Source organism: Alphaproteobacteria bacterium (assembly GCA_016870095.1).
In the GTDB taxonomy this organism is placed as follows: Bacteria; Pseudomonadota; Alphaproteobacteria; order Paracaedibacterales; family VGCI01; genus VGCI01.
The window spans coordinates 119992-143877 of sequence record VGCI01000001.1; the positions used below are offsets into that span (position 1 = coordinate 119992).

At 40.3% G+C, this 23886-nt stretch carries 21 protein-coding genes and 1 tRNA gene; 13 read left to right on the forward strand and 9 right to left on the reverse strand.

From position 1 onward, the window contains the following. Window positions 1–29: 29 nt before the first annotated feature. Window positions 30–875 carry an SDR family oxidoreductase gene (locus tag FJX03_00535; protein ID MBM3632185.1) on the reverse strand — a complete coding sequence of 282 codons (846 nt, stop codon included), beginning with the start codon at window positions 873–875 and terminating at the stop codon, window positions 30–32. A gap of 271 nt (window positions 876–1146) precedes the next feature. On the opposite strand from FJX03_00535, the gene FJX03_00540 reads away from it, so the two are divergent. Beyond that, the gene (locus FJX03_00540) at window positions 1147–2061 is read left to right on the forward strand and encodes a LysR family transcriptional regulator (GenBank protein ID MBM3632186.1); all 915 of its coding nucleotides are present in this window, start codon (window positions 1147–1149) and stop codon (window positions 2059–2061) included. Between the two features lie 616 nt (window positions 2062–2677). Beyond that, entirely contained in the window at window positions 2678–3607 is a 930-nt protein-coding gene (locus FJX03_00545) for a hypothetical protein (GenBank protein MBM3632187.1), read from the forward strand. 578 nt (window positions 3608–4185) lie between these two features. On the opposite strand, the gene FJX03_00550 is transcribed toward FJX03_00545, so the two are convergent. Beyond that, window positions 4186–4261 (reverse strand) — tRNA-Asn (locus FJX03_00550). 236 nt (window positions 4262–4497) lie between these two features. Between FJX03_00550 and FJX03_00555 the strand changes: the two genes are divergently transcribed. Next, window positions 4498–5928 carry a TldD/PmbA family protein gene (locus FJX03_00555; GenBank protein ID MBM3632188.1) on the forward strand — a complete coding sequence of 477 codons (1431 nt, stop codon included), beginning with the start codon at window positions 4498–4500 and terminating at the stop codon, window positions 5926–5928. Then, window positions 5925–7244 carry a TldD/PmbA family protein gene (locus FJX03_00560; protein MBM3632189.1) on the forward strand — a complete coding sequence of 440 codons (1320 nt, stop codon included), beginning with the start codon at window positions 5925–5927 and terminating at the stop codon, window positions 7242–7244. Before FJX03_00555 ends, FJX03_00560 begins: the two co-directional genes overlap by 4 nt. Window positions 7245–7266: 22 nt before the next feature. On the opposite strand, the gene grxD is transcribed toward FJX03_00560, so the two are convergent. Genes grxD through FJX03_00575 form a run of 3 tightly spaced genes read right to left on the reverse strand, consistent with a single transcriptional unit; the run spans window position 7267 to window position 8737 of the window. After that, window positions 7267–7599, reverse strand: coding sequence for a Grx4 family monothiol glutaredoxin (gene grxD / locus FJX03_00565; protein MBM3632190.1), 333 nt, complete (start codon window positions 7597–7599; stop codon window positions 7267–7269). A gap of 3 nt (window positions 7600–7602) precedes the next feature. After that, window positions 7603–7875: a BolA family transcriptional regulator gene (locus FJX03_00570; GenBank protein MBM3632191.1), complete on the reverse strand. Its 273-nt coding sequence runs from the start codon at window positions 7873–7875 to the stop codon at window positions 7603–7605. Beyond that, entirely contained in the window at window positions 7856–8737 is an 882-nt protein-coding gene (locus FJX03_00575) for a phosphoribosylaminoimidazolesuccinocarboxamide synthase (GenBank protein MBM3632192.1), read from the reverse strand. The genes FJX03_00570 and FJX03_00575 overlap by 20 nt, the downstream gene beginning before the upstream one ends. Before the next feature lie 250 nt (window positions 8738–8987). On the opposite strand from FJX03_00575, the gene FJX03_00580 reads away from it, so the two are divergent. Then, window positions 8988–10397: a hypothetical protein gene (locus FJX03_00580; GenBank protein MBM3632193.1), complete on the forward strand. Its 1410-nt coding sequence runs from the start codon at window positions 8988–8990 to the stop codon at window positions 10395–10397. A gap of 136 nt (window positions 10398–10533) precedes the next feature. Here the strand turns inward: FJX03_00580 and FJX03_00585 are convergent, their stop codons facing one another. The 4 genes from FJX03_00585 to FJX03_00600 all read right to left on the reverse strand — a co-directional run bounded on the left by FJX03_00585 (window position 10534) and on the right by FJX03_00600 (window position 15705). Further along, a complete protein-coding gene (locus tag FJX03_00585; protein MBM3632194.1) occupies window positions 10534–11691 on the reverse strand; it encodes a phosphoserine transaminase in 1158 nt (385 codons plus the stop codon). Then, window positions 11666–12130: an MGMT family protein gene (locus FJX03_00590; protein MBM3632195.1), complete on the reverse strand. Its 465-nt coding sequence runs from the start codon at window positions 12128–12130 to the stop codon at window positions 11666–11668. The genes FJX03_00585 and FJX03_00590 overlap by 26 nt, the downstream gene beginning before the upstream one ends. A gap of 273 nt (window positions 12131–12403) precedes the next feature. After that, window positions 12404–13798, reverse strand: a complete 1395-nt coding sequence (locus tag FJX03_00595) for a phosphoglucosamine mutase (protein MBM3632196.1) — start codon at window positions 13796–13798, stop codon at window positions 12404–12406. A gap of 17 nt (window positions 13799–13815) precedes the next feature. Then, window positions 13816–15705 (reverse strand): ATP-dependent metallopeptidase FtsH/Yme1/Tma family protein, encoded by a 1890-nt coding sequence (locus FJX03_00600; protein MBM3632197.1) that lies wholly within the window; start codon window positions 15703–15705, stop codon window positions 13816–13818. Between the two features lie 307 nt (window positions 15706–16012). On the opposite strand from FJX03_00600, the gene FJX03_00605 reads away from it, so the two are divergent. The 8 genes from FJX03_00605 to FJX03_00640 all read left to right on the forward strand — a co-directional run bounded on the left by FJX03_00605 (window position 16013) and on the right by FJX03_00640 (window position 23879). Beyond that, window positions 16013–16987: a hypothetical protein gene (locus tag FJX03_00605; GenBank protein ID MBM3632198.1), complete on the forward strand. Its 975-nt coding sequence runs from the start codon at window positions 16013–16015 to the stop codon at window positions 16985–16987. Further along, window positions 16984–17631 carry a hypothetical protein gene (locus FJX03_00610; protein ID MBM3632199.1) on the forward strand — a complete coding sequence of 216 codons (648 nt, stop codon included), beginning with the start codon at window positions 16984–16986 and terminating at the stop codon, window positions 17629–17631. The genes FJX03_00605 and FJX03_00610 overlap by 4 nt, the downstream gene beginning before the upstream one ends. Window positions 17632–17934: 303 nt before the next feature. Further along, a complete protein-coding gene (locus tag FJX03_00615) occupies window positions 17935–18531 on the forward strand; it encodes a winged helix-turn-helix transcriptional regulator (protein MBM3632200.1) in 597 nt (198 codons plus the stop codon). Continuing rightward, window positions 18528–19028, forward strand: a complete 501-nt coding sequence (locus FJX03_00620) for a transcriptional activator RfaH (protein MBM3632201.1) — start codon at window positions 18528–18530, stop codon at window positions 19026–19028. The genes FJX03_00615 and FJX03_00620 overlap by 4 nt, the downstream gene beginning before the upstream one ends. A gap of 140 nt (window positions 19029–19168) precedes the next feature. Beyond that, window positions 19169–20977 carry an ABC transporter ATP-binding protein gene (locus FJX03_00625; GenBank protein MBM3632202.1) on the forward strand — a complete coding sequence of 603 codons (1809 nt, stop codon included), beginning with the start codon at window positions 19169–19171 and terminating at the stop codon, window positions 20975–20977. A 96-nt stretch (window positions 20978–21073) separates the two neighbouring features. After that, the gene (locus FJX03_00630; protein ID MBM3632203.1) at window positions 21074–21730 is read left to right on the forward strand and encodes a hypothetical protein; all 657 of its coding nucleotides are present in this window, start codon (window positions 21074–21076) and stop codon (window positions 21728–21730) included. Next, window positions 21730–22734 (forward strand): Gfo/Idh/MocA family oxidoreductase, encoded by a 1005-nt coding sequence (locus tag FJX03_00635; protein ID MBM3632204.1) that lies wholly within the window; start codon window positions 21730–21732, stop codon window positions 22732–22734. Before FJX03_00630 ends, FJX03_00635 begins: the two co-directional genes overlap by 1 nt. Further along, complete coding sequence (locus FJX03_00640; protein ID MBM3632205.1) at window positions 22731–23879, forward strand: DegT/DnrJ/EryC1/StrS family aminotransferase; 1149 nt, start codon at window positions 22731–22733, stop codon at window positions 23877–23879. Before FJX03_00635 ends, FJX03_00640 begins: the two co-directional genes overlap by 4 nt. Window positions 23880–23886 lie beyond the last annotated feature (7 nt).

Genomic DNA, 23886 nt, shown 5'->3' on the forward strand with positions numbered 1-23886 from the left:
GAACTTTAATTTTAAGTAGCGTTGTGTTGTTAAATAGTTGGAATTGTTCCACCATCGATCACAAACTCACTTCCCGTAATGGATGAAGCTCTTGATGAGGCAAGGAATGCAACGAGTTCTGCAACTTCTTCCGGCATGTTGGGGCGACCTAGTGGAATTCCACCCAGCATATCCATCAGTTGCTTTCTTGCCGTTTGTTCATCTGTTTTGTTTCCCTCTGCCATTCTTTGGATCATTCCTTTAGCCGCATCAGTTTCAGTAAAGCCAGGAGCTACCGTATTAACTCGAATACCCTGAGGGCTCACTTCCTTAGATAACGCCTTACTATAGTTTGTTAGGGCAGCTTTTGAAGCGGCATAGGCAAGCGTTGAATCATACAAAGGCATTGCTCTTTGAATCGAGGAGATATGAATTACCACTCCTGACTTTTGTTCGATCATTGATGGGAGAAGGTCTCGATCTAAACGAACAGCTGAAAGCAAATTTTCACTTATGCTTTGCAGCCAAATTTCATCCGTAGCCGTTTTAAATCCGCCTGTTGGAGCTGATGAGCCTCCTAGGTTATGAATGATGATATCAATGCCCTTAAAGTGTTCTAGTACTTCCTCGCTGACCTTTTTTGTACCCATAAGAGTTGAAAGATCAGCTTGAATAAAGTGGTCACCTACTTTTTCTTCAGGTATTGATCTTGAAGCAACGATAACAGTGCCGCCTCCTTGTTTGAATCGATCTGTTATAGCTTTGCCGATACCTTTTGTGCCACCTGTTACTAAAATTCGTTTATCCTTAAATTCATCAGAAAAGACTTTATATTTCCCTGGCGGGTTTGCTTCTACTTCTTGTACTTTCTGCGTTGCATATACGATAGACTGCATTGAAAAAATCGTTATTCCTATAATTGTTAAAATTTTTGAGTATCTTTCCATAATAACCTCCCTAAAAAATTATATTTACTTACCAAATATGAAAATAATAAGTACTGTGAAGTTGTTTTTAAGGCCATAATATCCAAACCTAAAAATAGTTTCCCTTCTACTTTTATTCTCAATTTCTACTCTATAAAAGGAAGGTATTTTTTATTAGATAGGAAAAACTAGAAATACTTTCCAGAATTCTGTATAATCATATGGTAGAGAAACGTGTATAGTGCTAATTATGAACCTTGATGCCATAGCCATTTTCACGAAAGTTGTCCAGTGTGGGAGCTTTACCCGAGCTGCTAAGTTTCTCAATATGCCTGTTTCTACTGTCAGCGCTAAGGTTTCTTCTTTAGAAAAAAGTCTAGGTGTTACACTTTTGCAAAGGACAACCCGCAAAATTCAAGTAACAGAGGCAGGAGAAACATACTTTAAGGGATGTGTTCAAGCATTAGAAGAGATTCAAGCAGCAGAAACTCAAATAACACGGAAACAAAAAGAACCCCAAGGAATTCTTAAAATTACCAGTTCTGTCGATATCGGAAATAAAGTACTTCCGGATATTGTTGCGAGATTCTTAGAGAAATATCAGCACATGGAAATAGAGCTCCGTATAACCAATCGTATAATTGATCTCGTTGGGGAAGGAGTAGACCTTGCAATTCGAGCAGGGGATCTTAAAGATTCAAGCCTCATCGCAAAAAAATTTATGACCGAGCAGCTTTCCCTATGGGCAAGCCCTTCTTATTTAGATAAAAATGGAACTCCTTCACACCCTTGTGAATTAAATCAACATGAATTTATCAGATATACGTTTGAAAAAGATAAGATGCTAAATTTGTCCAATGGAGGGGAAACAGTTACGGTTACACCCAAAAACAGAGTATTTTTAGATTCAACTGATGCTGCTAAAAACTTTACCCTTTTGGGGCAGGGAATAGGTTTGCTTCACGACTTTCTCTGTCATGATGAGGTTAGTGATGGCAAAATCGTAAGAATTTTACCACAGTGGCATTGGCACAATCTAACATACTATTTTGTTTTTCCTCCTCAGAGATTTATTTCACCTAAAATCCGGGCGTTTCTTAATTTCGCTGAAGAATATATGAGGACGATTTATAACAATTCTGATCAAGAGGCATAGAGCGTAGTAGATTAATAATTTTGGTTTTTGAGGAAACTTTTTGCGACCAGAAAAAGTTAACATGCTCTGCCGCTTAATCCTTACCAATTTATTATTCAATCAGCTACTGCTTTCTAATCTACGCAAGAAGAATGCGGAGGTAATATGCCACAAAATCTCACAAAATCTTTCTCAATCTCACAAAGTCCCTGAAACGCATTTTCGCAGATGTCACCACGGCCGAAAATTCGAAGCTCGTGGATGATAACTTGATCTTTCGCAAATGAATTGGAGCTTTACGATCTATCCTCCCAAACGGGTCGCCGCACTCCATACTCACTCCCAAGCCCCTTGTGCAGCGATGCAGGAAGCTTTTGAGGACAATCTCCCATTGATTGAGATTTGCGCGGGCGATTACAAAAAGCCCCTGTACATTACCCTGACTCCCAACGTTGATATGAATTACCTGAAGCGAAAGTGGTGCGTCGATTGGTGCACGTTTCATCACTTGCTGGTGAGGGAGTTTTGAGAGTTAGCCAACATTAACAAGGCTGATAAATCAGATAATTAATTATTCTTTAATTGTATATGCTCAAAATAATCTTTAGTTGGTTAGTGCCCAAGAGAGCAGCATGAAATGCCGATAGATCTTTTTGAACATACATATTTTGAAGAATACAATGTAACCCTTACAAACTTTGCTTTTTCTGATATGCCTACATCCTTACAAAAAGAAATGATGAGGCAGTGGTTTTTAAAGAGATATTGTAATCCAGTTGATAATACGCCGTATGATTCAGGTGAGGGCGGATATCAATATATATTTGGTGGCCCATTTGATGCACTTGAAACACTAAGTGACCAATTTTCGGACTTGGTAAGTGATGATTTTATTGCCGAAACTGCAAAAGAACTTGAAAAAGAGTTTGATATATATGATTGGGCATATACTGATGCGTTCCTTCAACATCAGGAAAATAGTAATGATCAATTTTATGAAATCGATGCTGGGATACAAAACAAAGATCCCTATCAAGCTCTTAACGAAAAACTTTCATCCATTGAGGCGTTGCTCAATGAGTCTTCAAGAGATAAACAATTTCAATTGACGATGGCTTTCGTATTTGTTGTTACGAATTTAGAAACTTATTTATCTGATATTTTTGTAAAAAGCATTTTTAAGCCAGAGATAGATTGCAACTCAAGAGAGAAATTTCTCAGAGCCTCAAGAAAATCTAGCGAAAAAATACGAATATCAGAAATTTTCAGACGATATGATAAAATTGATGATGAAATCAAGGACGAAATACAGAATACATCCTTTCATAATCTTCCGTTGGTAAAGAAATTATTCGCAGAAGTCCTAGATATTTCTTTTGGCAATACTCAACCACTAGAAGACTTAATAAGAAAAAGACATGATTTTATTCACAGAGGCGGCAAAGATAAAGATGGTAAAGAAATTAGCACAGATGAAAATGAAATAAGAAATTTGATCAATTTAACCAGAGAATTTACTCAGGATATTAATGAAAAGTTGCCTGATTTTTTTAGGGGCGTGTTCTGATACCCCCTACAACCCTCGCCTAAATTTCCATTTTTGACACATGAGGCAAACTCAAATTGAAAATTAATCTATCCTTCTTTTTGAAGAATTTCAAAATGCGCGCTTATACGTTGCATTTGCAACCGCGCATTTGTTGCAAGCAACACATCTTAAAAATTGAGTAAAACTGCTGCTCTAAAAGGAACAAAAAACTGGCTGAAGGGTAGGCCGCATTCTGTGTCATTTCACACCCCCAGGTGTCGCTACGTGTCGCAAACGGAAAAGCGACAAATCGAGTTTTTAGAAGTGAGGATTACAACGGGTGACAGGCTATGTATTTATTTTTGTCGCATTGTCGCGTGTGTCGCATGAATAATCGCATAGATTTCTATGGGGCAGGGGAGAGTAAATCTACACACCCTATTGGATTGAGAAGATTATGAGCCGGATATGAAAGAGTTTAAAAGTGAGAAAGATTTTTTAAACGCACTTCATCTGTGGTTAGTAAATTTAATAATTGGGAACCCATTTTGCGGCACCAGTGCGGCACCGAGATTTTTTAATGTTCTTGAAGGAGGGGTAAAACCCCTTTATTTGAATGGCTCCCCGGGACGGACTCGAACCGCCGACCCAGTGGTTAACAGCCACTTGCTCTACCAACTGAGCTACCGGGGAACACTCTCTTTTCGTAACATACCCTATCCAACTTGACAAAGGTTTTTTTGAGGAGGGATGCTCACATACTGCCCCATATTGTGCAATTTTTTCAGGTGGTTCAAGGCCCTCACAGGAAATAAATATTTTTAGACATGTTGGAATTATTTCTTGAAGCTTAAAAGGGATGCCTATACTTTTAAGAAAAGGAACTTGTTTGGATCTGCGAAATCTTATTAAGAAGGGCTAACGAAGATATGGTCGATTTGAATTCGCTTCTTTCTTCTCTCAATATTAAAGCCGATTGGGTGGGCTTACGAAGCGTTAAAGAACAAGTAACAGCAAGATCTGCCCGCAATGGAATTCTTGAACCCTTGGAAGTCGACAACGACTTTGGTGTTATGGTTGAAGTTCTCATCGATGGTCAATTTGCCTATGCAGGTACCTGTGATGTTTCTGGGGAAGGTGTGAGAGAAGCAGCCAGAAAAGCTTGTGCGCAAGCGAAAGCTATTGGGGACTATAAACTTTTTGCTTTTAGTGAGTCTGTCCGGCCCCCATCCAAGGGCGTTTACCAGAGTTTTGCCCACAAACTTATAGAGTCCTCTCAGCAGCAGAGCTTAAATGATCTTGCGATTGAATTATCTCAGCTTTTAAAAGTAAACGACCAAATTATCAACACAGAAGTCAGCTTTATTTCCATTGAACAAGAGATGGCTTTCGTCAGTTCGAACGGGGCAAATATTACTCAGAAATTCCACCAGCGAGGCATTCAATTATTGGCCACAGCGGACGTGAAAGGATCCGTTCAAACACGTACAAATGGATTCCCCGTGGCTCAAGGGGGAGATGAGTTTTATGATGCTGACCCCTTAAGATTGCAAGCTCACCGCATTGCCCAAGAAGCCATTGAATTGGCGAAAAGCGAAGAATGCCCCACAGGCATGTTTGATTTGTTGCTGATGCCCGATCAATTGTATTTGCAAATTCATGAATCGATCGGTCATCCCTTGGAATTGGATCGCATTTTGGGCGATGAGCGCAATTATGCGGGCTGGAGTTTTATTAAACCAGAAGATTTTGGCCAGCTTCAGTATGGATCAAAACTTCTTAACGTGACTTTTGACCCGACAGTTCCGGGAGAATTGGCAAGCTATCATTATGATGATACCGGTGCGCCGGCCCTTCGACATCATTTGATCAAAGACGGTATTCTCCAAAGGGGATTGGGGGGCGTTGAAAGTCAGATGCGTTCCAAATTACCGGGTGTATCTTCAGCGCGATCGACCTCTTGGAATCGTGCTCCCATTGATCGCATGGCTAATCTGAATCTAGAACCGGGCTCGTCGACTCTAGCAGAAATGATCTCAGCAACAGAGCGGGGAATTTTGATGAAGACGAATAAATCTTGGTCTATCGATGATTATCGTAATAAATTTCAATTTGGGTGTGAATATGGACAACTTATTGAAAAGGGTCAGTTAACACGGCTCGTCAAGAATCCTAATTATCGAGGGATAACCAGCTCCTTCTGGCATGGGCTAAAGATGGTGGGGGACACTTCCAACACCGAAGTTTGGGGCAGTTTCTATTGTGGAAAAGGAGAACCGAACCAAGCTATTCGTGTTGGGCATGCGACGCCGGCTTGTTTGTTTACAAATGTTGAGGTATTTGGGGGAGGGGCGTCATGAATCTAAAAAGTTGGGAGACAGTCGCTTCAAATCTTTTGAATGAATTAAAGGAAGGAGAGTCCTTGTCCCTTTCTTTGGGAGCTGAAGATTCCCTTTTTATGAGAATGACGCAAGCAAAAGTACGCCAAGTCACGCAAATTGAACAGGGGAAAGTGACACTTCATTTTTTTAAAAACAATAGAAATTTGAAGGTAGCTTTGCCTTTTACTTTTAATACCCAGAGAGATACGAAAGCAGCTCAAGAAGCTATCTTGTCTTGCCGAAATGCGGTTCAGATACTGCCGGAGGACCCTTTTATTCAACTTCCTGTTCAGGAGGGGCAATTTCATCAAGAGGCTTCAGTACTCATGGATCGCGATCATCTGATGAAAACATGCCTAGAACAGGCAAAAGGCGTAGATTTTGTCGGTCTTTTAACAGCCGGTGAAATTGTGCGGGCCAATCGAAATTCAGCGGGTTTAAATCAATGGTTTAAAACATCTACATTTTCAGTCGATTTTTCTTTGTATGCGCAAAACAATCAGGCAACAAAAGGCTTGTATGGAGGTCGACACTGGCATGATCATGAATTTCAAGCGATTATGAAAAAAAAATTGGCTCAATTGGAGCAACTGAGTAAACCCATTATGACTTTAAAAAAGGCGAAGTATAGAACCTATTTTAGCCCCAGTGCCGTTGCGACATTGATGAGCTCTCTCTGGGGATTTGCGAGTCGGGATGCTTATCAGCGGGGTCAGTGTGCGTTTAAAAAGCTTGTTGATGGAGATAAACATTTATCTCCCCATTTTTCTTTACGTGAAAATTTTACAGGGGGAGAAACACCCCCGTTTAATGAGATGGGAGAAATGCCGCCAGAGATTCTTGCTATTGTAGAAAATGGGCATTTTAAAAATCTTTTGTGTTCTACACGGTCAGCAAAGGAATACAATCTTCCCTCAAATTTTGCCTCGTCTCGGGAAGGTTTGCGGTCTCCAGAAATCTTAGCAGGTCATATTGCGGCTGAAAAAGAATTAGAAACTTTGGGGACGGGGATTTATGTTTCTGACTTGCACTATTTGAATTGGAGTGATGTCCAACAAGGAAGCATTACAGGTATGACCCGATTTGGGTGTTTTTGGGTGGAAAAAGGTCAAATTGTTGCCCCCATAAAAGACTTAAGATTTGATGAGACCCTTTATCATTTCTGGGGAACAGGGTTGGAAGGATTCACCAATAAAATTGAGAACTTTCCCTCAACAGGAACCTACTATCACCGGAGTTTAGGAATTGTCAAAGCCCCGGGAATGTTGGTTAATGACTTCACATTTGTCCTGTAATTCTCAAAATTAGACCTCTTTTTTAGGCCGCTAAGATTTCTTTGCTTTTAAGAAGAGTTTGTAATTCTCCACTTTGATACATTTCTTTAACGATATCGCATCCCCCGACAAACTCACCCTTAATGTATAATTGCGGAATGGTTGGCCAGTTGCTAAATTTCTTAATTCCATCACGAATGTTGGGATCGGTCAAAACATTGACAATTTTAAAGGGAACTTCCAGGTGCGTGAGTAACTGTACCACCACAGAAGAAAAACCACATTGAGGCATTTCAGCTGTACCCTTCATATAGAGAACGACGGGATGTTCAGTTATATACTCTTGGATTTGATTGAGTGTAGCTTGATCGGTCATAATTTAGGACTCACTTTCTATGATAGATAAGGGGGGTGTGGTCATATGGGGAAGGGAGGTTCGAATTGAAAGTGCATGAAGTTGACCTCCAACCCGCCCTCCTAAAGCTTCATAGACCATTTGGTGTTGTTGTACACGGCTTTTTGAGGCAAATATTGATGAGGTAACATGCACGGCATAATGATCACCATCGCCGGCCAAATCCTCAATTTGCAAAACTGCATCGGGAATGGCTGCTTGAATTAATTGTTTAATTTCAGAGGCTGTTATGGCCATGGGGGTTTTTTCTTTGTTTTAAAGAGTTTTTTTTAAGGGCTCTTTGTTTTGAAAAAATATCTTGAGACGCAAAACCATTTATTCCTTCTGGGATATCAAGACCAAGAACACCAAGGCGCCGAGCAACTTCTTGGTAAATTTCATTTGTTTCTTCCGGATAATCTTTCATGCCTTGTTGGTCAAGACGTCTGCCCGTTGTTAAATCTAATAAGCTAAACGTATCCGGTGATAATTCATCTGTGATCATAATTTGTGAATCCATCAGGTCAGTAGTATAATGCCGTCCGAATTCAAGAGAAAAACTAATGAGGCGTATGTTGAGTGCTAAAAATTGACCACTCAAAAAATCATTAACACGTTGAGAAGTCATAAGAATATCATCTATTTCTTCAAAACGGCTCCAACCGAGGGCGGTCAAATGTTCTGCGGCAACGATTGGGTTATTAAGGTCTTTTGATCGTAAAGTGAACTCAGGTACAGGTTTTGAAAGAAGCATTCCTTCCTCAAGGCCCAGACGTTTGGCAAATGCACCTGAGGCTACATTATGAAGGGTGACAGAAAAGGGAAGCGTTTCTGTTGCTCGAACCAGTTGTTCTCGCATATTAAGTGAGCGGATAAAATGGGTATCGATACCTAAGTCGTTAAGGCGCGTCATCATAAGTTCAGAAATACGATTATTGAGAATGCCTTTTCCGCTTATGGTATCGCGTTTCCCTTGAAGAGTCACATCATCCTTAAAATACAGGACATATGTACCAGATTCTGGGCCATCATAAAGCACTTTACGCGTTCCATCAAAAAGCTGGCGACGTCTAGGTTGAGCATAATCACTCAATAAAATTGGGCGAGAATTAAGAGTCATATATAAACCTGATTCGTTAAGACTACCATACCTATAGCAAACTCTTGAAGGAAAGACAATGAATCGTTCGCTATTTGTATACATATGGTGCGTCTAAATAAAAATTCAAGTGGGGACCTGGCAATAAAAATTATAAAGTTCTAGGCTTTCCCTTGCAGGAAAATAGGTTGCATTAAGTTAAATTTTAGTTAAAATATATTATAATTATAAATTTTTTTGGTATAAATTTTAACTTTTTGGAGGTCACTACATGTATTTGAAGTCGATATTATGTTCAATTCTTTTTCTGGTCCCCACCGTAGCAAAAATCGATTCCGTTGCTGATAAAGCGAGGATGGTGGGTGGAGTTGGCGCGCCTGTTGAGGCAGGGGCTCCGGTAAAGTTAGAAGATGCAGCCGCAGCTGTGGGCAGAATTCCAATTGATGAAAACATAAATAGTGCCATAAAGTCGACGCCGAAAACGAGATATAATCGGCAACAACGTTTTAGAAGAGGCGAGCATTTAACTCGATATCGAAACGATGATCAAAGAATGCGTCGTAGCAGATTTGATGAAATGAGTGCGAGAGAATATGAAGCACGATATGGTCATTCTCGCGCAAGAGGTTATCGTCATGCTCACCACCACCATGACGATTATTACCATGATTCATATCACAGACATACAGTTCCTGTGAGTTATATGCCTGTTACTTACGTTCCTATGATGAATGGTGGTTGCGGTACAGCTCCATGCGGTTTTGGGGGTTGTAATGAAGCTCCCGCTTGCCCTCCAGATGTCCCTGAAGAAAGAATTCAAGTATCTAAAGATATCGACGATCGATATGAATATAATGGTGAAAAACTGACATGTACAAAGTCATGCGAAGGCACCTGGCCCTACTTATCAGGTCAATTTGGAATCGTCACAAATTATGTCTATAGAGGGATATCGACTACAGTAAATCGTCCCGCGATACAGGGAGGTTTTAGAGCAAGCCAAGCCATAGATTCTGGATTTTATCTTGGACTATGGGGATCAAATGTAGAAAGTAATTTGGTAAGCATTGCTGGCCTTAATGGAAATGGTTTAGAATTGGCATATTTTGGAGGATATACATATAAGTATAATCCAGATTTAACTCTTAATATTGAGACAAAATATACGACTTATCCAAGATCTTACTATCCTCTTAGTCAGAATCCACGATTTAATACGTTTGCAGGCAATAATGAAAATTTCGATATGCTAGAATTTATTCCTGGATTGAATTATAAATGGCTGACATTCTACGTTGCAATTCAACACTCAAATGTAAGAGGATTGACTCCGAATTTGACGCAACGACTCTTCACAACTCCTACGGCAAATGGGAATACAAAAGGTTCGCTATATTTTTATGGTAAAGCAACGGTTCCCTTAACATTAGATAGTTGGAATTTCGTTACAAAAGTCTGGGTTGGATACTGGAAGATTCGTAATTATTCTCAACTGAGTTACGCACACTATGGTGTGGGTCTCTCCTATACATTACCAAAATGTTATAAAGAACTCGTTCTTTCTTTGAATCTTGAAGGCAGTTCCGCCAAAAGACGGTTTTATACCACTACGGATTTAACTTTAAAACAAATCAACAATGTTGGTACAAAGTTGACCTTTGGAGTTGAAAAAGCATTTTAAGGAAAAGCTGGTAAGCTTTTAAGACGAAAGAGAAGCCGTAACGACCTCCTTCAAAAGTATGGTTTAGTTACGGCTTTTTTTTGTTTTGAAATGCAGGGTAAATATAAAAAAAAGATAGTTGCTGAAGAAAGTGCGATTAAGTTGTTAAATTAACATTTTCCCAGTATGACCATTCAATCCAAGGAAATAAGTCTTCAAGGTTTGCCTTTTCAATTGTAGGGCCCGCCCAAATACGCAAAGAAGGGGGGGAGTACCGATGATTGCGGATATCAAAGGCGGCTTTCTCATTTGCCAGTTGCGCTTCTATCGCAAGAATAAGATTGCGGTGACGATCTTCCGGAAGAGGGTTGCCTGATTCGTCTAAAATTTCCAAACATACAGAAGTAGGCGAAATTGTTTCTGGGTCTTTAGCGAGATATCTAAGCCACGGGGTTTGGTTAACCCATTTGGCTATGGTTGCTGCGTTAACCCTACAGCGATCAAGGAGCGTAGGTAGCCCCCCAATATTTTTGGCCCAGTGGAGAGCACTCAAGCAATCTTCGGCGCTTAACAGAGAAGGTGTATTTATCACAGCACCTTGAAAAATTTCCTCAATGAGCACTTGATTATTTGTCAGACGAAAAAGGCGAGGCAGTGGCCAAGGTGGCGTGTAGTTGATTAAACGTTCCACCGCACGTGGTGCTAAAATGAGCATGCCATGTGCGCCTTCACTTCCAAGCCCCTTTTGCCACGAGAAGGCGGTGACATCTAATTTTGACCAATCTAGGGGTACACAGAATGCAGCGGATGTCGCGTCGCATAGGGTTAACCCTTCGCGGTCCTCAGATATCCAATCCAAGTGCGGAACACATACACCCGCCGTTGTACCATTCCAGGTAAAGACAACGTCTCTATCAGGCGTGTGAGCGGATAGGTTTGGTATTTGGCCAAAAGGTACAGAGTAGGTTCGTGTATCCGATATTTTAAGTTGATTTACAATATCTGTGACCCAGAGATTACCGAACAAATCCCAGCTAAAAACGTCGACTCCCCGTGTACCCAGAAAATTCCATAAAGCACATTCAACAGCTCCCGTTGCAGAGCCAGGCATGATAGCAATGCGATAATCTTCAGGAACTTCAAGAATTTCCCTGGTAAGGTCAATAATCTCTTTAAGTTTGGTTTGGCCGGCAGGTGTGCGGTGTCCGCGCCCTAATAGGGCATCATTCAACTTAGCTAAATTCCAACCTGGATGTTTGCACGTAGGCCCCGAACAGAAATAGGGAGAATTAGGACGCTTTTCTGGCTTTTTCATAGGCTAAAAGCTTTTCTTTGATATCTGCGCCCCAATGGTATTCACCAATACTGCCATTTTTTAATATGATACGGTGACAGGGTATCGCAATTGAAAGTGGGTTTTCTCCGACAGCTGAAGCGACGGCCCGCACAGCTTTTGGATTGCCTATTCGAAGGGCAAGTTCTTCATAAGAGATTGTTTCTCCATAAGGTATTTTTGTCAGTTCTTGCCATACCGCACGTTGCAAATCTGTGGATTCCATGGCTTCAAATACATCATCAATGACTTCATAACTGCCGTCGAGAGCACTATTAATCATGGCCCCAATCGTTGCATCATCTCTTACGGTTTTGGCCGAAGTGATGTTTTCTTCAAAATCATCCATAATGGTTTCCAAAACAGTTTCAGCGTCCCCTAATTCTTCGATGTCTTCATCGCTTATAAAGCCGGTCAACATTAATTGGCCAAGGCCGCCAATACCATAAACAAGCCCAACAGGGGTTTGGCATAAACCAAAAAGAACATCAGATGTCATTAAGCGCATAGGAAAGGGAACGGGTTCTCCTTCCTCTTCCATCGCTTCAATAATGTTTTGGAACATTATTCTTGCTTCATCAGGCTCCATGTTCTCAACAGCCTTCATGAAAGCTTCAAAATCTTCATCATTGGAGAGAGCATCTTTAGCTTGGGATTTCAATTTATCTTCTTTCATCTTCCTGTCCTTATTATATTAAGCAGCCACACCTTTATCGGCCGCTAGAATGGTATCAATAATTTCCTGAACAACACTATTAAGTATAGTTTCATTATCACCTTGAGCCATGATTCTAATTAGGGGTTCAGTCCCAGATTTGCGAATCAGGAGGCGGCCATCTCTAAGTTTATGTTCAGCTTTTTCAAGAATTTTGCAGACGTTTGCGTCTTTGAGAGGAGCAAAATTTGTTGTGCGAATACTTTTTAAAACTTGAGGAACGGGTACAAAAGTTTGCCCCAATTGACTTGCTTTAAATTGCTTCTGGACCAAAACACTTAATGTTTGTAGAGCTGCAATTAAGCCATCACCGGTTGTTGTGTAATCGCGCAAAATAATATGACCGGATTGTTCTCCCCCCACATTGCATCCGTGAGTCCGCATTGCTTCTAGAACATAACGGTCACCCACAGCAGTCCTAATAAGCTTTAAATTCTTGCTTTCTAGGTAACGTTCCAGCCCTAAGTTGGACATATGCGTCGCAACAATTCCTCCCCCGCGTAAATCATTATCCTCGGCCCAGGACGTAGCGATAAGAGCCAGCAGCTGATCACCATCAATTATCGCGCCGGTCTCATCAACCATCATTAACCGATCTGCATCCCCATCTAATGCAATGCCTAAGTCGGCGTTATGAGTTAAAACACTTTCCTGTAAAGCTTGAAGAGATGTAGTGCCACACTGGTCATTAATATTAGTCCCATCCGGTGAGATGCCAATGGGAATAATCTCGGCTCCCAATTCCCATAATACTTTTGGCGCAACCTTATATGCGGCTCCATGTGCGCAATCTATAACAATTTTTAAACCATCGAGTCTCATTCCTCGGGGAAACGTTGCTTTAGCAAATTCGATATAACGGCCCGTTGCATCATCAAGTCGATGTGCCTTGCCGAGGAGGGTTGAATGAGCCAGGGGCATAGATAGTGATTGATTTGGGGAAGAATTTGCTGGATCATTCCATTGTGAAATAGTAGCTTCAATGTCGGATTCTTCGTTATCAGAAAGTTTGAATCCATCAGGACCAAAAAATTTAATTCCATTATCTATATAGGGATTGTGTGATGCCGAAATCATGACACCCAAATCAGCCCTTAACGTGCGTGTGAGCATAGCAACAGCTGGTGTTGGTAAGGGGCCCAATAAAATTACATCCATTCCCATGGAAACGAAACCTGCCGTAAGGGACGACTCTACCATGTAGCCAGATTGACGGGTATCTTTTCCAATAACGACACTATGACGATGATTTCCCCGCGTAAACTTTAGGGTGGCAGCCATGGCAATCTTCATAATCATATCTGGCGTAATAGGCCAAACATTTGCCTGGCCACGAACCCCATCCGTTCCAAAGAATTGACGCATATCAGTCATATCTTATTCTGCTCATTTCACGCTTCAACAGATTCTGTTGCGGGTATGCGTGATCGCGTTTTTTTCTTACGCATATTCCCAGAAATAGGGTCTTGGGTCGGGGTAGCACCCTTTTCCATTAAAGATTTAATTTCTTCTCCGCTCAAAGTTTCAAATTCTAGTAAAGTTTTGGCGAGCAGATGAAGTTTCGTAAGTTTTTGTTTTAGTAATTTTTGCGTTTCATCAAAACAAGCGTCCAAAATTTTTCTAACTTCCTCATCGACCATTTGGGCAGTCATTTCGGAAAGAGGCTTGGATTGGGTTACAGAGTGTCCCAGAAAAACTTCTTGCTGCCGTTCGCCGTACATCTGAAATCCTAGACGATCACTTAATCCCCATTCTGTAACCATTCGTCTGGCAATTTCTGTTGCCATTCGAATGTCAGAAGAAGCCCCTGTGGTGACTTTGTCATGGCCAAAAATGAGTTCTTCAGCAATGCGACCCCCCATGGAGACCTTTAAATCAGCCAAAAGTTTGCTACGAGACATAGAAATCCGGTCACCCTCGGGAAGACGCATAACCATTCCCAACGCACGACCTCTTGGAATAATGGTTGCTTTATGGATGGGATCTGAATCTTTTGTATAAAATGCAACAATAGCATGCCCGGATTCATGGTAGGCTGTAAGGCGTTTCTCGTCTTCCGTCATGACCATGGATCGTCGCTCTGCACCCATCATCACTTTATCTTTAGCTTGTTCAAATTCATGCATGCTTACCGCAAGCTTTCCTCTACGAGCAGCAAGGAGGGCAGCTTCATTAACCAAGTTGGCTAAATCTGCCCCTGAAAAACCAGGTGTGCCCCGGGCAATAACTCTGACATCTACATCTGGAGAGAGCGGGACTTTACGCATGTGAACGCTTAAAATCTTTTCTCTTCCCGTAATATCGGGGTTGGGAACAACAATTTGACGGTCAAATCGGCCGGGACGTAAAAGAGCAGGATCTAACACGTCCGGACGATTGGTTGCTGCAACCAAAATGACGCCTTCATTCTCTTCAAAGCCATCCATTTCAACGAGCAATTGATTAAGCGTTTGTTCTCGTTCATCATTTCCACCACCAAGGCCTGCCCCGCGATGACGACCCACGGCATCAATTTCATCGATAAAGATGATACAAGGCGCGTTCTTCTTGGCTTGCTCAAACATATCCCGTACGCGACTGGCACCCACACCAACAAACATTTCGACAAAATCTGAGCCTGAAATGCTGAAAAATGGTACGTTTGCTTCACCGGCAATAGCTCTTGCCAAAAGGGTTTTACCAGTTCCAGGAGGACCTACAAGAAGAACACCTCTTGGAATTTTCCCCCCCAAACGTTGGAATTTTTGGGGATCTTTCAAAAAATCGACAATTTCTTCCAGGTCTTGTTTAGCTTCATCGATCCCAGCGACATCATCAAAGGTGACTTTTGTTTCATTTTCCGTGCGAAGCCGCGCCCGGGATTTTCCAAAGCCCATGGCTTTATTGCCGCCCGACTGCAATTGTCGCCAAGAATAAATTATAAATCCAAAAAATAGAATAATTGGTAACCAGGTAATAATCATATGGAATAGAGATGGCATTTCTTCTTCCGGTGGCCCGGCTTTCACATGAACACCCTTTTCAATTAGTTTTGGAATAAGGGTAGGATCTTGAGGAGCATAAGTTGTAAATGAATGTTCATCCTTATTTTTACCAGAGATATTGTTGCCCCGAACCATAACCTCTTTTACGCGCCCGTCACTGACGTTTGTCATAAAGTCAGAAAAAGCAATAGGAGGATTGGGTGCTCGTGCTTGTGAGCCGGATAAAATTTGAAAGACTCCCAATGCGGCAATGGCAATCAAGAGCCAAAAAAATAAATTTCGTGGGGTATTATTCACAAAAACATTCTCCTCCCCAGATTTTTATCTAGGAGTATAAGGGCTATATACTATAATTTATAGCATATGCCGCGCTTTTGAGGAACAATAAACTCATTTAAAGACGAAAAAATCAACAAGTTGAGAAATAGCCCTCAATTGGCGGGGTAATTTGTACAAGATTAGGCGCTATCCTTGTAAAATTAGGTATTTAATTAAAAACTGTTTTCAATATAAAATATCTTATTATTTCAATAATTATGTTCATTATAAAAAGACGGGTGTCATTATTCTTGTTTCAATTTATAATCAGAAAGTTGCAAAGTAGATGAAAAAAATAGCATTATTTTTCAATATATTAAGCAGGGCTATTGTTGTCATGTTGGGTTTCATGATGCCCTTATGCGCAAATGACGTGGATACCCAAGAGATTGAGAAATTTAAGAATCATTATCTTTTTAAAAAATTTATGTCTCGTGCTGAAGTTCGGCTTAATACTCTTCAAAAAGCACATATGCCCCAAGTTCAAAGCGTCTTTTACCCCTTTGGGGGCGCAGACCTCTTGTATCCGCTTCTCTTATTTCCCGATGCCAAAATTTATGTTCTCGTGGGTTTAGAAACTCTCGGGGCTCAGTTGTCAGATGAAACAATTCATTCTGCCTTTCAAAAGCTGGATTCCCTGTTACGTCGTAGTTTTTTTGTAACGTCTACAATGGCCAAATCCTTTAATAAAAATGTAGGTGTCCGTTCTATTTTGGAATTACAAATTAGACTTCTGGGAGGAAAAATTCTGGATGATGCTTCGTTGGTTTCTTCGGATCCAAACTGCTTGAACCTCACTTTTGAATGGCAAGGACAAACCAAGACTGTTTATTATTTAAAAAAAGATTTGACCAATAATTTAGATAATTTGTTTGATTTTTTGACACAACATAATGTCGTCGATGCCTGTATGTTTAAATCCAGTTCTTATTGCCCGCATCAAAAGTTATTTTCTGATTTAAAAAAGAGAATTCTTTGCCATTTTTCTTATATTGTTCAAGATGATACTGGCATACCTTTGAAGAATCTGACTGATTTTGATGTTGAAATTTTGGGGCGATATACATCTCCTTATGGAGTTGAATTTTCTGGTTTTCAACAAAATGATCTCAAGGAGATGTATGCCGAAAGAAAAAATATCCCGCCCTTAAATTTTTGTTTCGGCTATGGTTGTGGTCGGGTTCAAGCCAACTTATTGGTTGCACATCGCAAAGCATCGAATAGTGCTAACATTATGACACAAGAAGGCAAAAACGAATGAACGCCTCTTTAAAACAAGTGATTATTTATGGAACATTCCTGACTGCAATCGTTGGATGCGGCCAGAACAAAACACAACCTGCGACTCTGGGAGCAAATTCCTCTTCCCATACATGGATTTATCTAGGGGGACTTACACAAGAAATGGACTCTCCTGAAGAAACCCGTAATAAAAAAATACTTGATCAGATTGGAAAGAAATTAAATATAAAAATATTAGCTATTCCTTATTTTGATCGGTGTGAAAAGGCCAACTATAAGTTATGCTGGCTTCACTATACCCACGCACAAACCCTTGAAACCTATGACAAGATTTTAAAGGTTGTGGAAGGAGAGAAAATTTCTGGCTTTATTGGGTTTTCTAATGGAGGATTTTTTCTCAATCAACTTGCGCAACTTAGGGACTTAAAACACCCCATAATTTCAATAGGGGCTGCGGGAACGCTTGGTTCTCCCTCTTGTGCGAATACCTTGACGATGATTGTTGGAAAGTCAGAGGTTATATACCCCGTTGCAAAAAAGTTTTTTGAGGATGGGAAAAACTCATCTCTATCTCTAACGTTTATATCCCACGAAGGGGGACATATTTTCCCCCCTCAGACTGTAGAAGTTGCCTTAACGCAATATGCAAAGTCTAAATTGTAGGACTCCTGAGCATCCTCGATGCAAATGATAACGTATATAATGATTTTCCATAGGGCTCGTTTGTTAGAAGTGTCTTAAATTAGGGGGGGGAAAGAAACTGAACTTTCTTCCCTTTTACTCGTATTCTTTTACCACAACACACAGGAAAGCCAAGAAGGATGGATTCTTTCCTTTCCTATTGAGCGAAAGGTATTTAAATATTAGCATTAAAAGTTGATAAATGACTTGACCCTCGTATCTAACTCAACTAGTTTTGTTCATGAACATAACAGATCAGATTTAATCTGCAGGATACCCAATTCTATGGCAGCATTTCAAGATACGCGGGAACATACGGAACAAAAGGTTATGGTACATCTTTTGACTGAGATTGAGCGTAATCCTTCATTCACCCAACGGAGCCTTGCATCAGAACTGGGAATTGCTTTGGGATTAATGAACCAGTATTTAAAGAGTTGTGTCACAAAGGGTTGGGTTCGAGCATCCCAAGTTTCTCCCCGTCGTATTACTTATTTTCTAACTCCCGATGGATTCAAAGAAAAAAGCCATATGGTAACAAGTTATTTGGCAAGATCCTTAACATTCTTTCGCGATGCCCGGGCACAATGTGACACCCTTTTTGATGTCTGCTTACAAAAGGGGTGGACAAAAATTGCTTTTGTTGGCGAAGGGGATCTTGCGGATATCGCTCAACTTGTCGCTCAAGGCCTTAGCCTGCATGTTAAAGTTGTTTTGCCGACAGAGAATTTAAAGGCTTATGATGCCGTTTTGGTGACCGATGTTATCAATCCGCAAGCAACATACGATTTCATTCGAGGCCAAGTTGATTCAGATCGTCTTCTCACTTTAGATTTGCTTCATATATCGAGAGATTCAAAGATGCAGAAGGGGGTAGCATGAAACAGTGGTTTGTTGTGCATACGCAGCCTGCTAAAGAATCTGTTGCTCAAAAACATTTGATGGAACAAGGGTTTGATGCTTATTTGCCGAAATTTAAAAAAACCCGTCGCCATGCTCGAAAAGTTGAAGAAATTATGGCGCCCCTTTTCCCCCGTTATGTTTTTGTTGGAATTGATTTGGAAGTGGATCAATGGCGTAGTGTTCAGGGGACGCGAGGTGTTTCCTATCTTTTGTTGGCTAACAATCAACCCGCGATTGTTCCTTGTGAAATCATCCAATCGTTGAAAGGTCAGGAAAATGATGACGGCCTCGTGGCCATCAACGACATGATTTTCTTCACAAAAGGGGATAAAGTTCGTGTTTTAGATGGGGCGTTTAAGGATTGTGTCGCGGTTTTTGAAAAAATGGATGATAAGGAGCGTGTTCAGCTTCTCCTCTCTTGCTTGGGGCGTGAAGTAAATGTTTCGCTGCCCGCGTATGCGGTAGAGGCGGCCTAGGAGCGCAAAAGCTAAAAACGGCTAAAGCATAAAAAATGAAGTAATTCTTGATTTTCAGTAATGCAGCCGGTTAAATACAATATTTGCAAGTCTCGGTGTCTTTCACCCGGACTGCGGCAGCAATGGGAAAGTGTTAAATTTTGTCAAATTCTTCTATTGGTTCAGCAATCAACAAACTCTTTTCCCTTCTCACTTATAGAGAGAAAATGAAGTGGGTAGGAATTGTCGGGTTTGCTTTGTGCACATCTATGTTTGAAGTTGCGACAGCCTCCATTGTCGTCATTTTTGCACAAATTCTCAATCAGCCTGAACTTGGCCAAAAATATATGTCAATGATTGGAGTTCAAGGAACCGTGTCGCCTGGGCGAACAATATTTTATGTCGCTATAGCATTTGGCTTGGTTTATTTAATTAAAAATCTCATAGCTACCTTAGAAGTTTTTTATCAAAGTTTCACAATCCAAAAATTGAGTTATCGATTTAAGAATAAACTTTTATATCGCTTTGCAGAAACTGATTATAATTTTCATTTGACTCGCAATTCTTCTTATGGATTATCGGTTATAACAGGTGATGCAGAAATGGCTTTTACAGGAGGTATGGTAAATTTATCCAGTACTCTTTCTGAAAGTATTGTTTTTATATTTCTAATATTAACAGTTATTTACCTCAATCCGTCGTTGGCAATATTTATCTTTAGTATTAGCGTTTGCATTGCCTTGATTGTAACCAAATATTTATTTCCTCTTTTTTATCGATGGGGTCAAAAAATTCAAGAAACGTCATTACTTGCGCATCAAAATCTGACTCAATTTTTTCATGGTTTTAAGGAATTACTTTTATTTGGTAAAAAAGAAGCCTTTGTTGAAGCATATCAAATACATTCTCGCCGCAAATCAAAACTTCATGCGATCCAAACAGCAACAAACGCATTGCCCCGTATGGCAATTGAAATTTTATTCGTTGGTCTTTTTGTCGCTGTAATTACCTATTTATGCGTAGAAAAAGATACTCCACAGCAAATGATAGGGATTCTAGGGGGATATTTATATGTTGGATTTCGGTTAATGCCGGGCTTGAATCGGGTTATTAATCAGTTAAATGGTTTCAAGCTGATTATACCAAGTATTGAGCGCGTTCATCGTGAATATACCGGTGAGAATAGCCGGACCAGTTATGTCGATATTCCAGGCCTTACCTTTAAAAAAGATATATCTCTCACCAATGTGTCCTTTCAGTATCTCAATACCCAAAAAAAAGTTATTCAAGATATTAATCTGGTTATTGCAAAGGGCGAGTGCATCGGCATTATTGGAGAAACTGGGTCTGGCAAATCAACATTGGTTGATATGCTTTTAGGGCTGTTAAGGCCCGTATCAGGTGAAATTTTAATTGATGGAAAATATCCCGTTAATTCTCAGCAATGGCATAAGTTACTTGGATACGTTCCTCAAACCATTTACTTAACCGACGATACTATTGAAGCAAATATTGCATTTGGCGAACAGGCAGAATCTATAGATACAATTCGTCTTAATAAAGCCATTGATGATGCTCAGCTGCGATCTTTCATAAACAAATTACCAGATGGCTCCAAAACAATTGTTGGGGAGAGGGGAATTCGTCTTTCAGGAGGTGAGCGCCAAAGAATATCTATTGCTCGTGCTCTTTATCGTCAGCCTGAAGTTTTGATATTTGATGAAGCTACTTCCGCGCTTGATAATGATACAGAAGAAAGATTAATGAAAACCATATATGAAGTGAGTCAAGAGAGAACAGTAATTATGATTGCTCATAGACTCTCAACTCTAAAAAACTGTCATAGAATTATCATAATGGATGCCGGAAAAGTAGAGGAGGAGATTAATGGTAAAATGGCGATTCAAAGGTATGTGAGTTCCTCCAATGTTGAGAAAATAAGTGCCCAACCGATAAGAGATGTTTCTTAAAAACAATCAAGTTCAATCTTTAGAAAAAAGGGCCCATCAATCTGCTGGTCACATTGATATTTTACGAGAGTAAAAAAGAGCATTGCTTTACCCATTATGACTATTAACATATTTATACAAGCGCGGATGTCTTCGAAAAGATTTCCCGGAAAAATTTTGGCCCCTTTTAAAGGACGACCTATAATTTTTCATTTGATTAAAGCTGCTCAAGCTGTTTCTTTAGTTCAAAAGGTCGTAGTACTGACCAGTGAGCATGAATCAGACGATCCCCTGGCGTCTTACTTAAATTATTTAAGCATTCCTCATTTTCGAGGAGATCTAGATAATGTTTTTCAACGATTCCAGGATGCCTTAATTCAATTTCCTTGCGACAAATTTATACGTTTATGTGCGGACAGCCCCCTTATGGAACCTGATTTAATTCAAAAAGTAATTGAGCTGTCTTGCGATGTTGCTGACATTACTACTAATGTACATACAAGAACTTTCCCCAAGGGACTAAGTGTGGAAGTTATCAAATCAGAAACATTTTCAAATATTAATTTGAATGAAGTTGACGTCGAAGGAAAAGAGCATATTACCGCTCATTTCTATAAAAACCCTCAAAAATATAAAATTAAATCTGTTATCTCTTCCCAAGACTATCAACAAGAAAATTTTTGTATAGATGAAATAAATGACATGGAAAGGCTAACTTTACGAGGTGAAAGTTATATTTTTAATCCGGATAAAATATCTGCGAGAATGATTTAATGTCAACTATAATAAATTCTGGTGTTATTGGTTTGGGGGTTGGAGAGCAACATGCCCTAACTCTTGCTAGGCACCCACTCTCCAATCTTAAATATATTTGTGATATTGATGAAGACCGTGCGAAGAAATTTAAAAGCATTCACCAACTTAAGTGCGGACTCACGACTTTCGAATCAATGGTGGTAGATAAAAATGTTGATTTAATTTCAATTGCTTCTTTTGATGCTGACCATTATCAGCAAGTTATGAGTTGCTTAAAAAATGACAAACATGTTTTTGTTGAAAAGCCGCTGTGTCAGAGTTTGGAGCAGCTTAATTCTATCATAACGCTCTGGAATAAGAAGAAACTTGGTCTTTCTTCCAACCTTATCTTAAGATGTTCGCCCCTTTTTATGTGGTTGTTAAAGGTAATCGAGTCCGGGGCTCTAGGGGACATATATTCCTTTGATGGCGATTACTTGTATGGTCGAGTCCACAAAATTACTGAAGGATGGCGAGCGAGAACTGAAAATTATTCTGTCATGGAGGGTGGTGGCATTCACTTGATTGATTTGATGATCTTGTTAAGCGGGCAAAAACCCGTAAAAGTACAGTCAATTGCTAATAAAATCGTGACAGCCAATACGCCCTTTCGGTACCAGGACTTTCATGCGAGCACTTTCCACTTTGAGAGTGGGCTTGTGGGTCGAATTACAGCCAACTTTGGTTGTGTTCACCGTCATCAGCATGTGGTTCGTCTATTTGGAACCAAGGGAACTTTTATTTACGATGATATGGGGCCGCGTATCCATTGGAAGCGCGATGAAGAAAGCAAATCAGAATCCATTGATATTCAAGCTAAGCCGGAGAATAAAGGAGCCCTCATTCCGGAATTTCTTGAATCTATCCTGGCGGGAACAGCCGATAGTTATGCACGAAGAGAATTCGATTTAATGTCAATTGTTCTGGCAGCAGAAACGGCTCTTCGATATGAGAAACCTATAACAATAGAGTATGTAACTTGACACAAATTCAAAGAGAAATTCCATTTGGACGTCCTTGGCTTGATGATGAAGACCGGCAAGCGGTTATGGAAATTTTGAACGGTCATGTATTGACCCATGGGCCAAAGGGCAAGGAATTCGAGACAAAATTTCAACATTTTGTTGGGGGTGGCTATGCTGTTACCACTAGTTCTTGTATGGCATCCCTCCATTTAAGTGCAATACATATTGGGCTTAAGCCTGGAGATGAAGTCATCGTCCCCGCTCAAACGCATGTAGCAACAGTTCATGCCGTTGAACTCTTGGGCGCAACGCCAATCTTTGTCGATTGTGAGCTGGAGACAGGCAATATGAATATTTCATTAATAGAATCAAAGATTACACCAAAAACAAAGGCAATTTTTATTGTGCATTTTGCTGGAATCCCTATGGAAATGGATAAAGTTTGTCAAATTGCCGAAAAGCATAAACTGAAGGTTATTGAGGATTGTGCCCTTGCCGTAGGAGGTTATTATAAGAATAAGCATGTTGGTCTTTGGGGAGATATGGGTTGCTTTTCGTTTTATCCCGTAAAGCACATGACAACAGCAGAAGGAGGAATGCTGATCTCCAAGGTTGAAAAAACTGCAAAGGACATTGCCCACTTTCGAGCCTTTAGTGTGGATCGTACCTATAGTGAGCGTAAAACGCCAGGAGTGTATGATGTAAATGGTGTTGGACTTAACTATCGATTGAGTGAATTGCAAGCAGCACTTGGCTGTACACAAATCAATAAGTTGCCTGAAAATTTACGTCGTCGAAAAAAGAATTTTGACACATTGAAAGAGTTGCTTTTAAAAGGAGGAAGTGTTCGAGTTTTGGATGCGAGTCATTCTGACGTTCAAAACAGTCATTACTGTTTGGTTGCGGTTCTGGATAAAAATATAAGACACAAACGAGATGGTATTATACAATATTTAACCGATCACAAGGCGGGCTGTAGCGTTTATTATCCACATCCTGTGCCCCGCATGGCCTACTATCAGCAAAAATATCATCCGAATTTAAAGGAGTACCCTAATGCGACAGCAATTAGCGATGGCTCAATTGCTTTACCTGTAGGTCCTCACTTAGACCTAGAAGATATGCATCTTTTGGCAACCCTGTTTAAACAGGCTATCTCGTAACAAAAAA

Excerpts from the sequence above, each read along its gene's own strand:
- FJX03_00580 (MBM3632193.1), top strand. The coding sequence starts at position 8,988 with ATGTATTTGAAGTCGATATTATGTTCAATTCTTTTTCTGGTCCCCACC.
- FJX03_00620 (MBM3632201.1), top strand. The coding sequence starts at position 18,528 with ATGAAACAGTGGTTTGTTGTGCATACGCAGCCTGCTAAAGAATCTGTT.
- FJX03_00605 (MBM3632198.1), top strand. The coding sequence starts at position 16,013 with ATGAAAAAAATAGCATTATTTTTCAATATATTAAGCAGGGCTATTGTT.
- FJX03_00570 (MBM3632191.1), bottom strand. The coding sequence starts at position 7,875 with ATGGCCATAACAGCCTCTGAAATTAAACAATTAATTCAAGCAGCCATT.
- FJX03_00555 (MBM3632188.1), top strand. The coding sequence starts at position 4,498 with ATGGTCGATTTGAATTCGCTTCTTTCTTCTCTCAATATTAAAGCCGAT.
- grxD (MBM3632190.1), bottom strand. The coding sequence starts at position 7,599 with ATGACCGATCAAGCTACACTCAATCAAATCCAAGAGTATATAACTGAA.
- FJX03_00635 (MBM3632204.1), top strand. The coding sequence starts at position 21,730 with ATGTCAACTATAATAAATTCTGGTGTTATTGGTTTGGGGGTTGGAGAG.
- FJX03_00590 (MBM3632195.1), bottom strand. The coding sequence starts at position 12,130 with ATGTTGACCGGCTTTATAAGCGATGAAGACATCGAAGAATTAGGGGAC.
- FJX03_00575 (MBM3632192.1), bottom strand. The coding sequence starts at position 8,737 with ATGACTCTTAATTCTCGCCCAATTTTATTGAGTGATTATGCTCAACCT.
- FJX03_00630 (MBM3632203.1), top strand. The coding sequence starts at position 21,074 with ATGACTATTAACATATTTATACAAGCGCGGATGTCTTCGAAAAGATTT.
- FJX03_00535 (MBM3632185.1), bottom strand. The coding sequence starts at position 875 with ATGCAGTCTATCGTATATGCAACGCAGAAAGTACAAGAAGTAGAAGCA.
- FJX03_00595 (MBM3632196.1), bottom strand. The coding sequence starts at position 13,798 with ATGACTGATATGCGTCAATTCTTTGGAACGGATGGGGTTCGTGGCCAG.
- FJX03_00585 (MBM3632194.1), bottom strand. The coding sequence starts at position 11,691 with ATGAAAAAGCCAGAAAAGCGTCCTAATTCTCCCTATTTCTGTTCGGGG.
- FJX03_00610 (MBM3632199.1), top strand. The coding sequence starts at position 16,984 with ATGAACGCCTCTTTAAAACAAGTGATTATTTATGGAACATTCCTGACT.
- FJX03_00560 (MBM3632189.1), top strand. The coding sequence starts at position 5,925 with ATGAATCTAAAAAGTTGGGAGACAGTCGCTTCAAATCTTTTGAATGAA.
- FJX03_00615 (MBM3632200.1), top strand. The coding sequence starts at position 17,935 with ATGGCAGCATTTCAAGATACGCGGGAACATACGGAACAAAAGGTTATG.
- FJX03_00545 (MBM3632187.1), top strand. The coding sequence starts at position 2,678 with ATGCCGATAGATCTTTTTGAACATACATATTTTGAAGAATACAATGTA.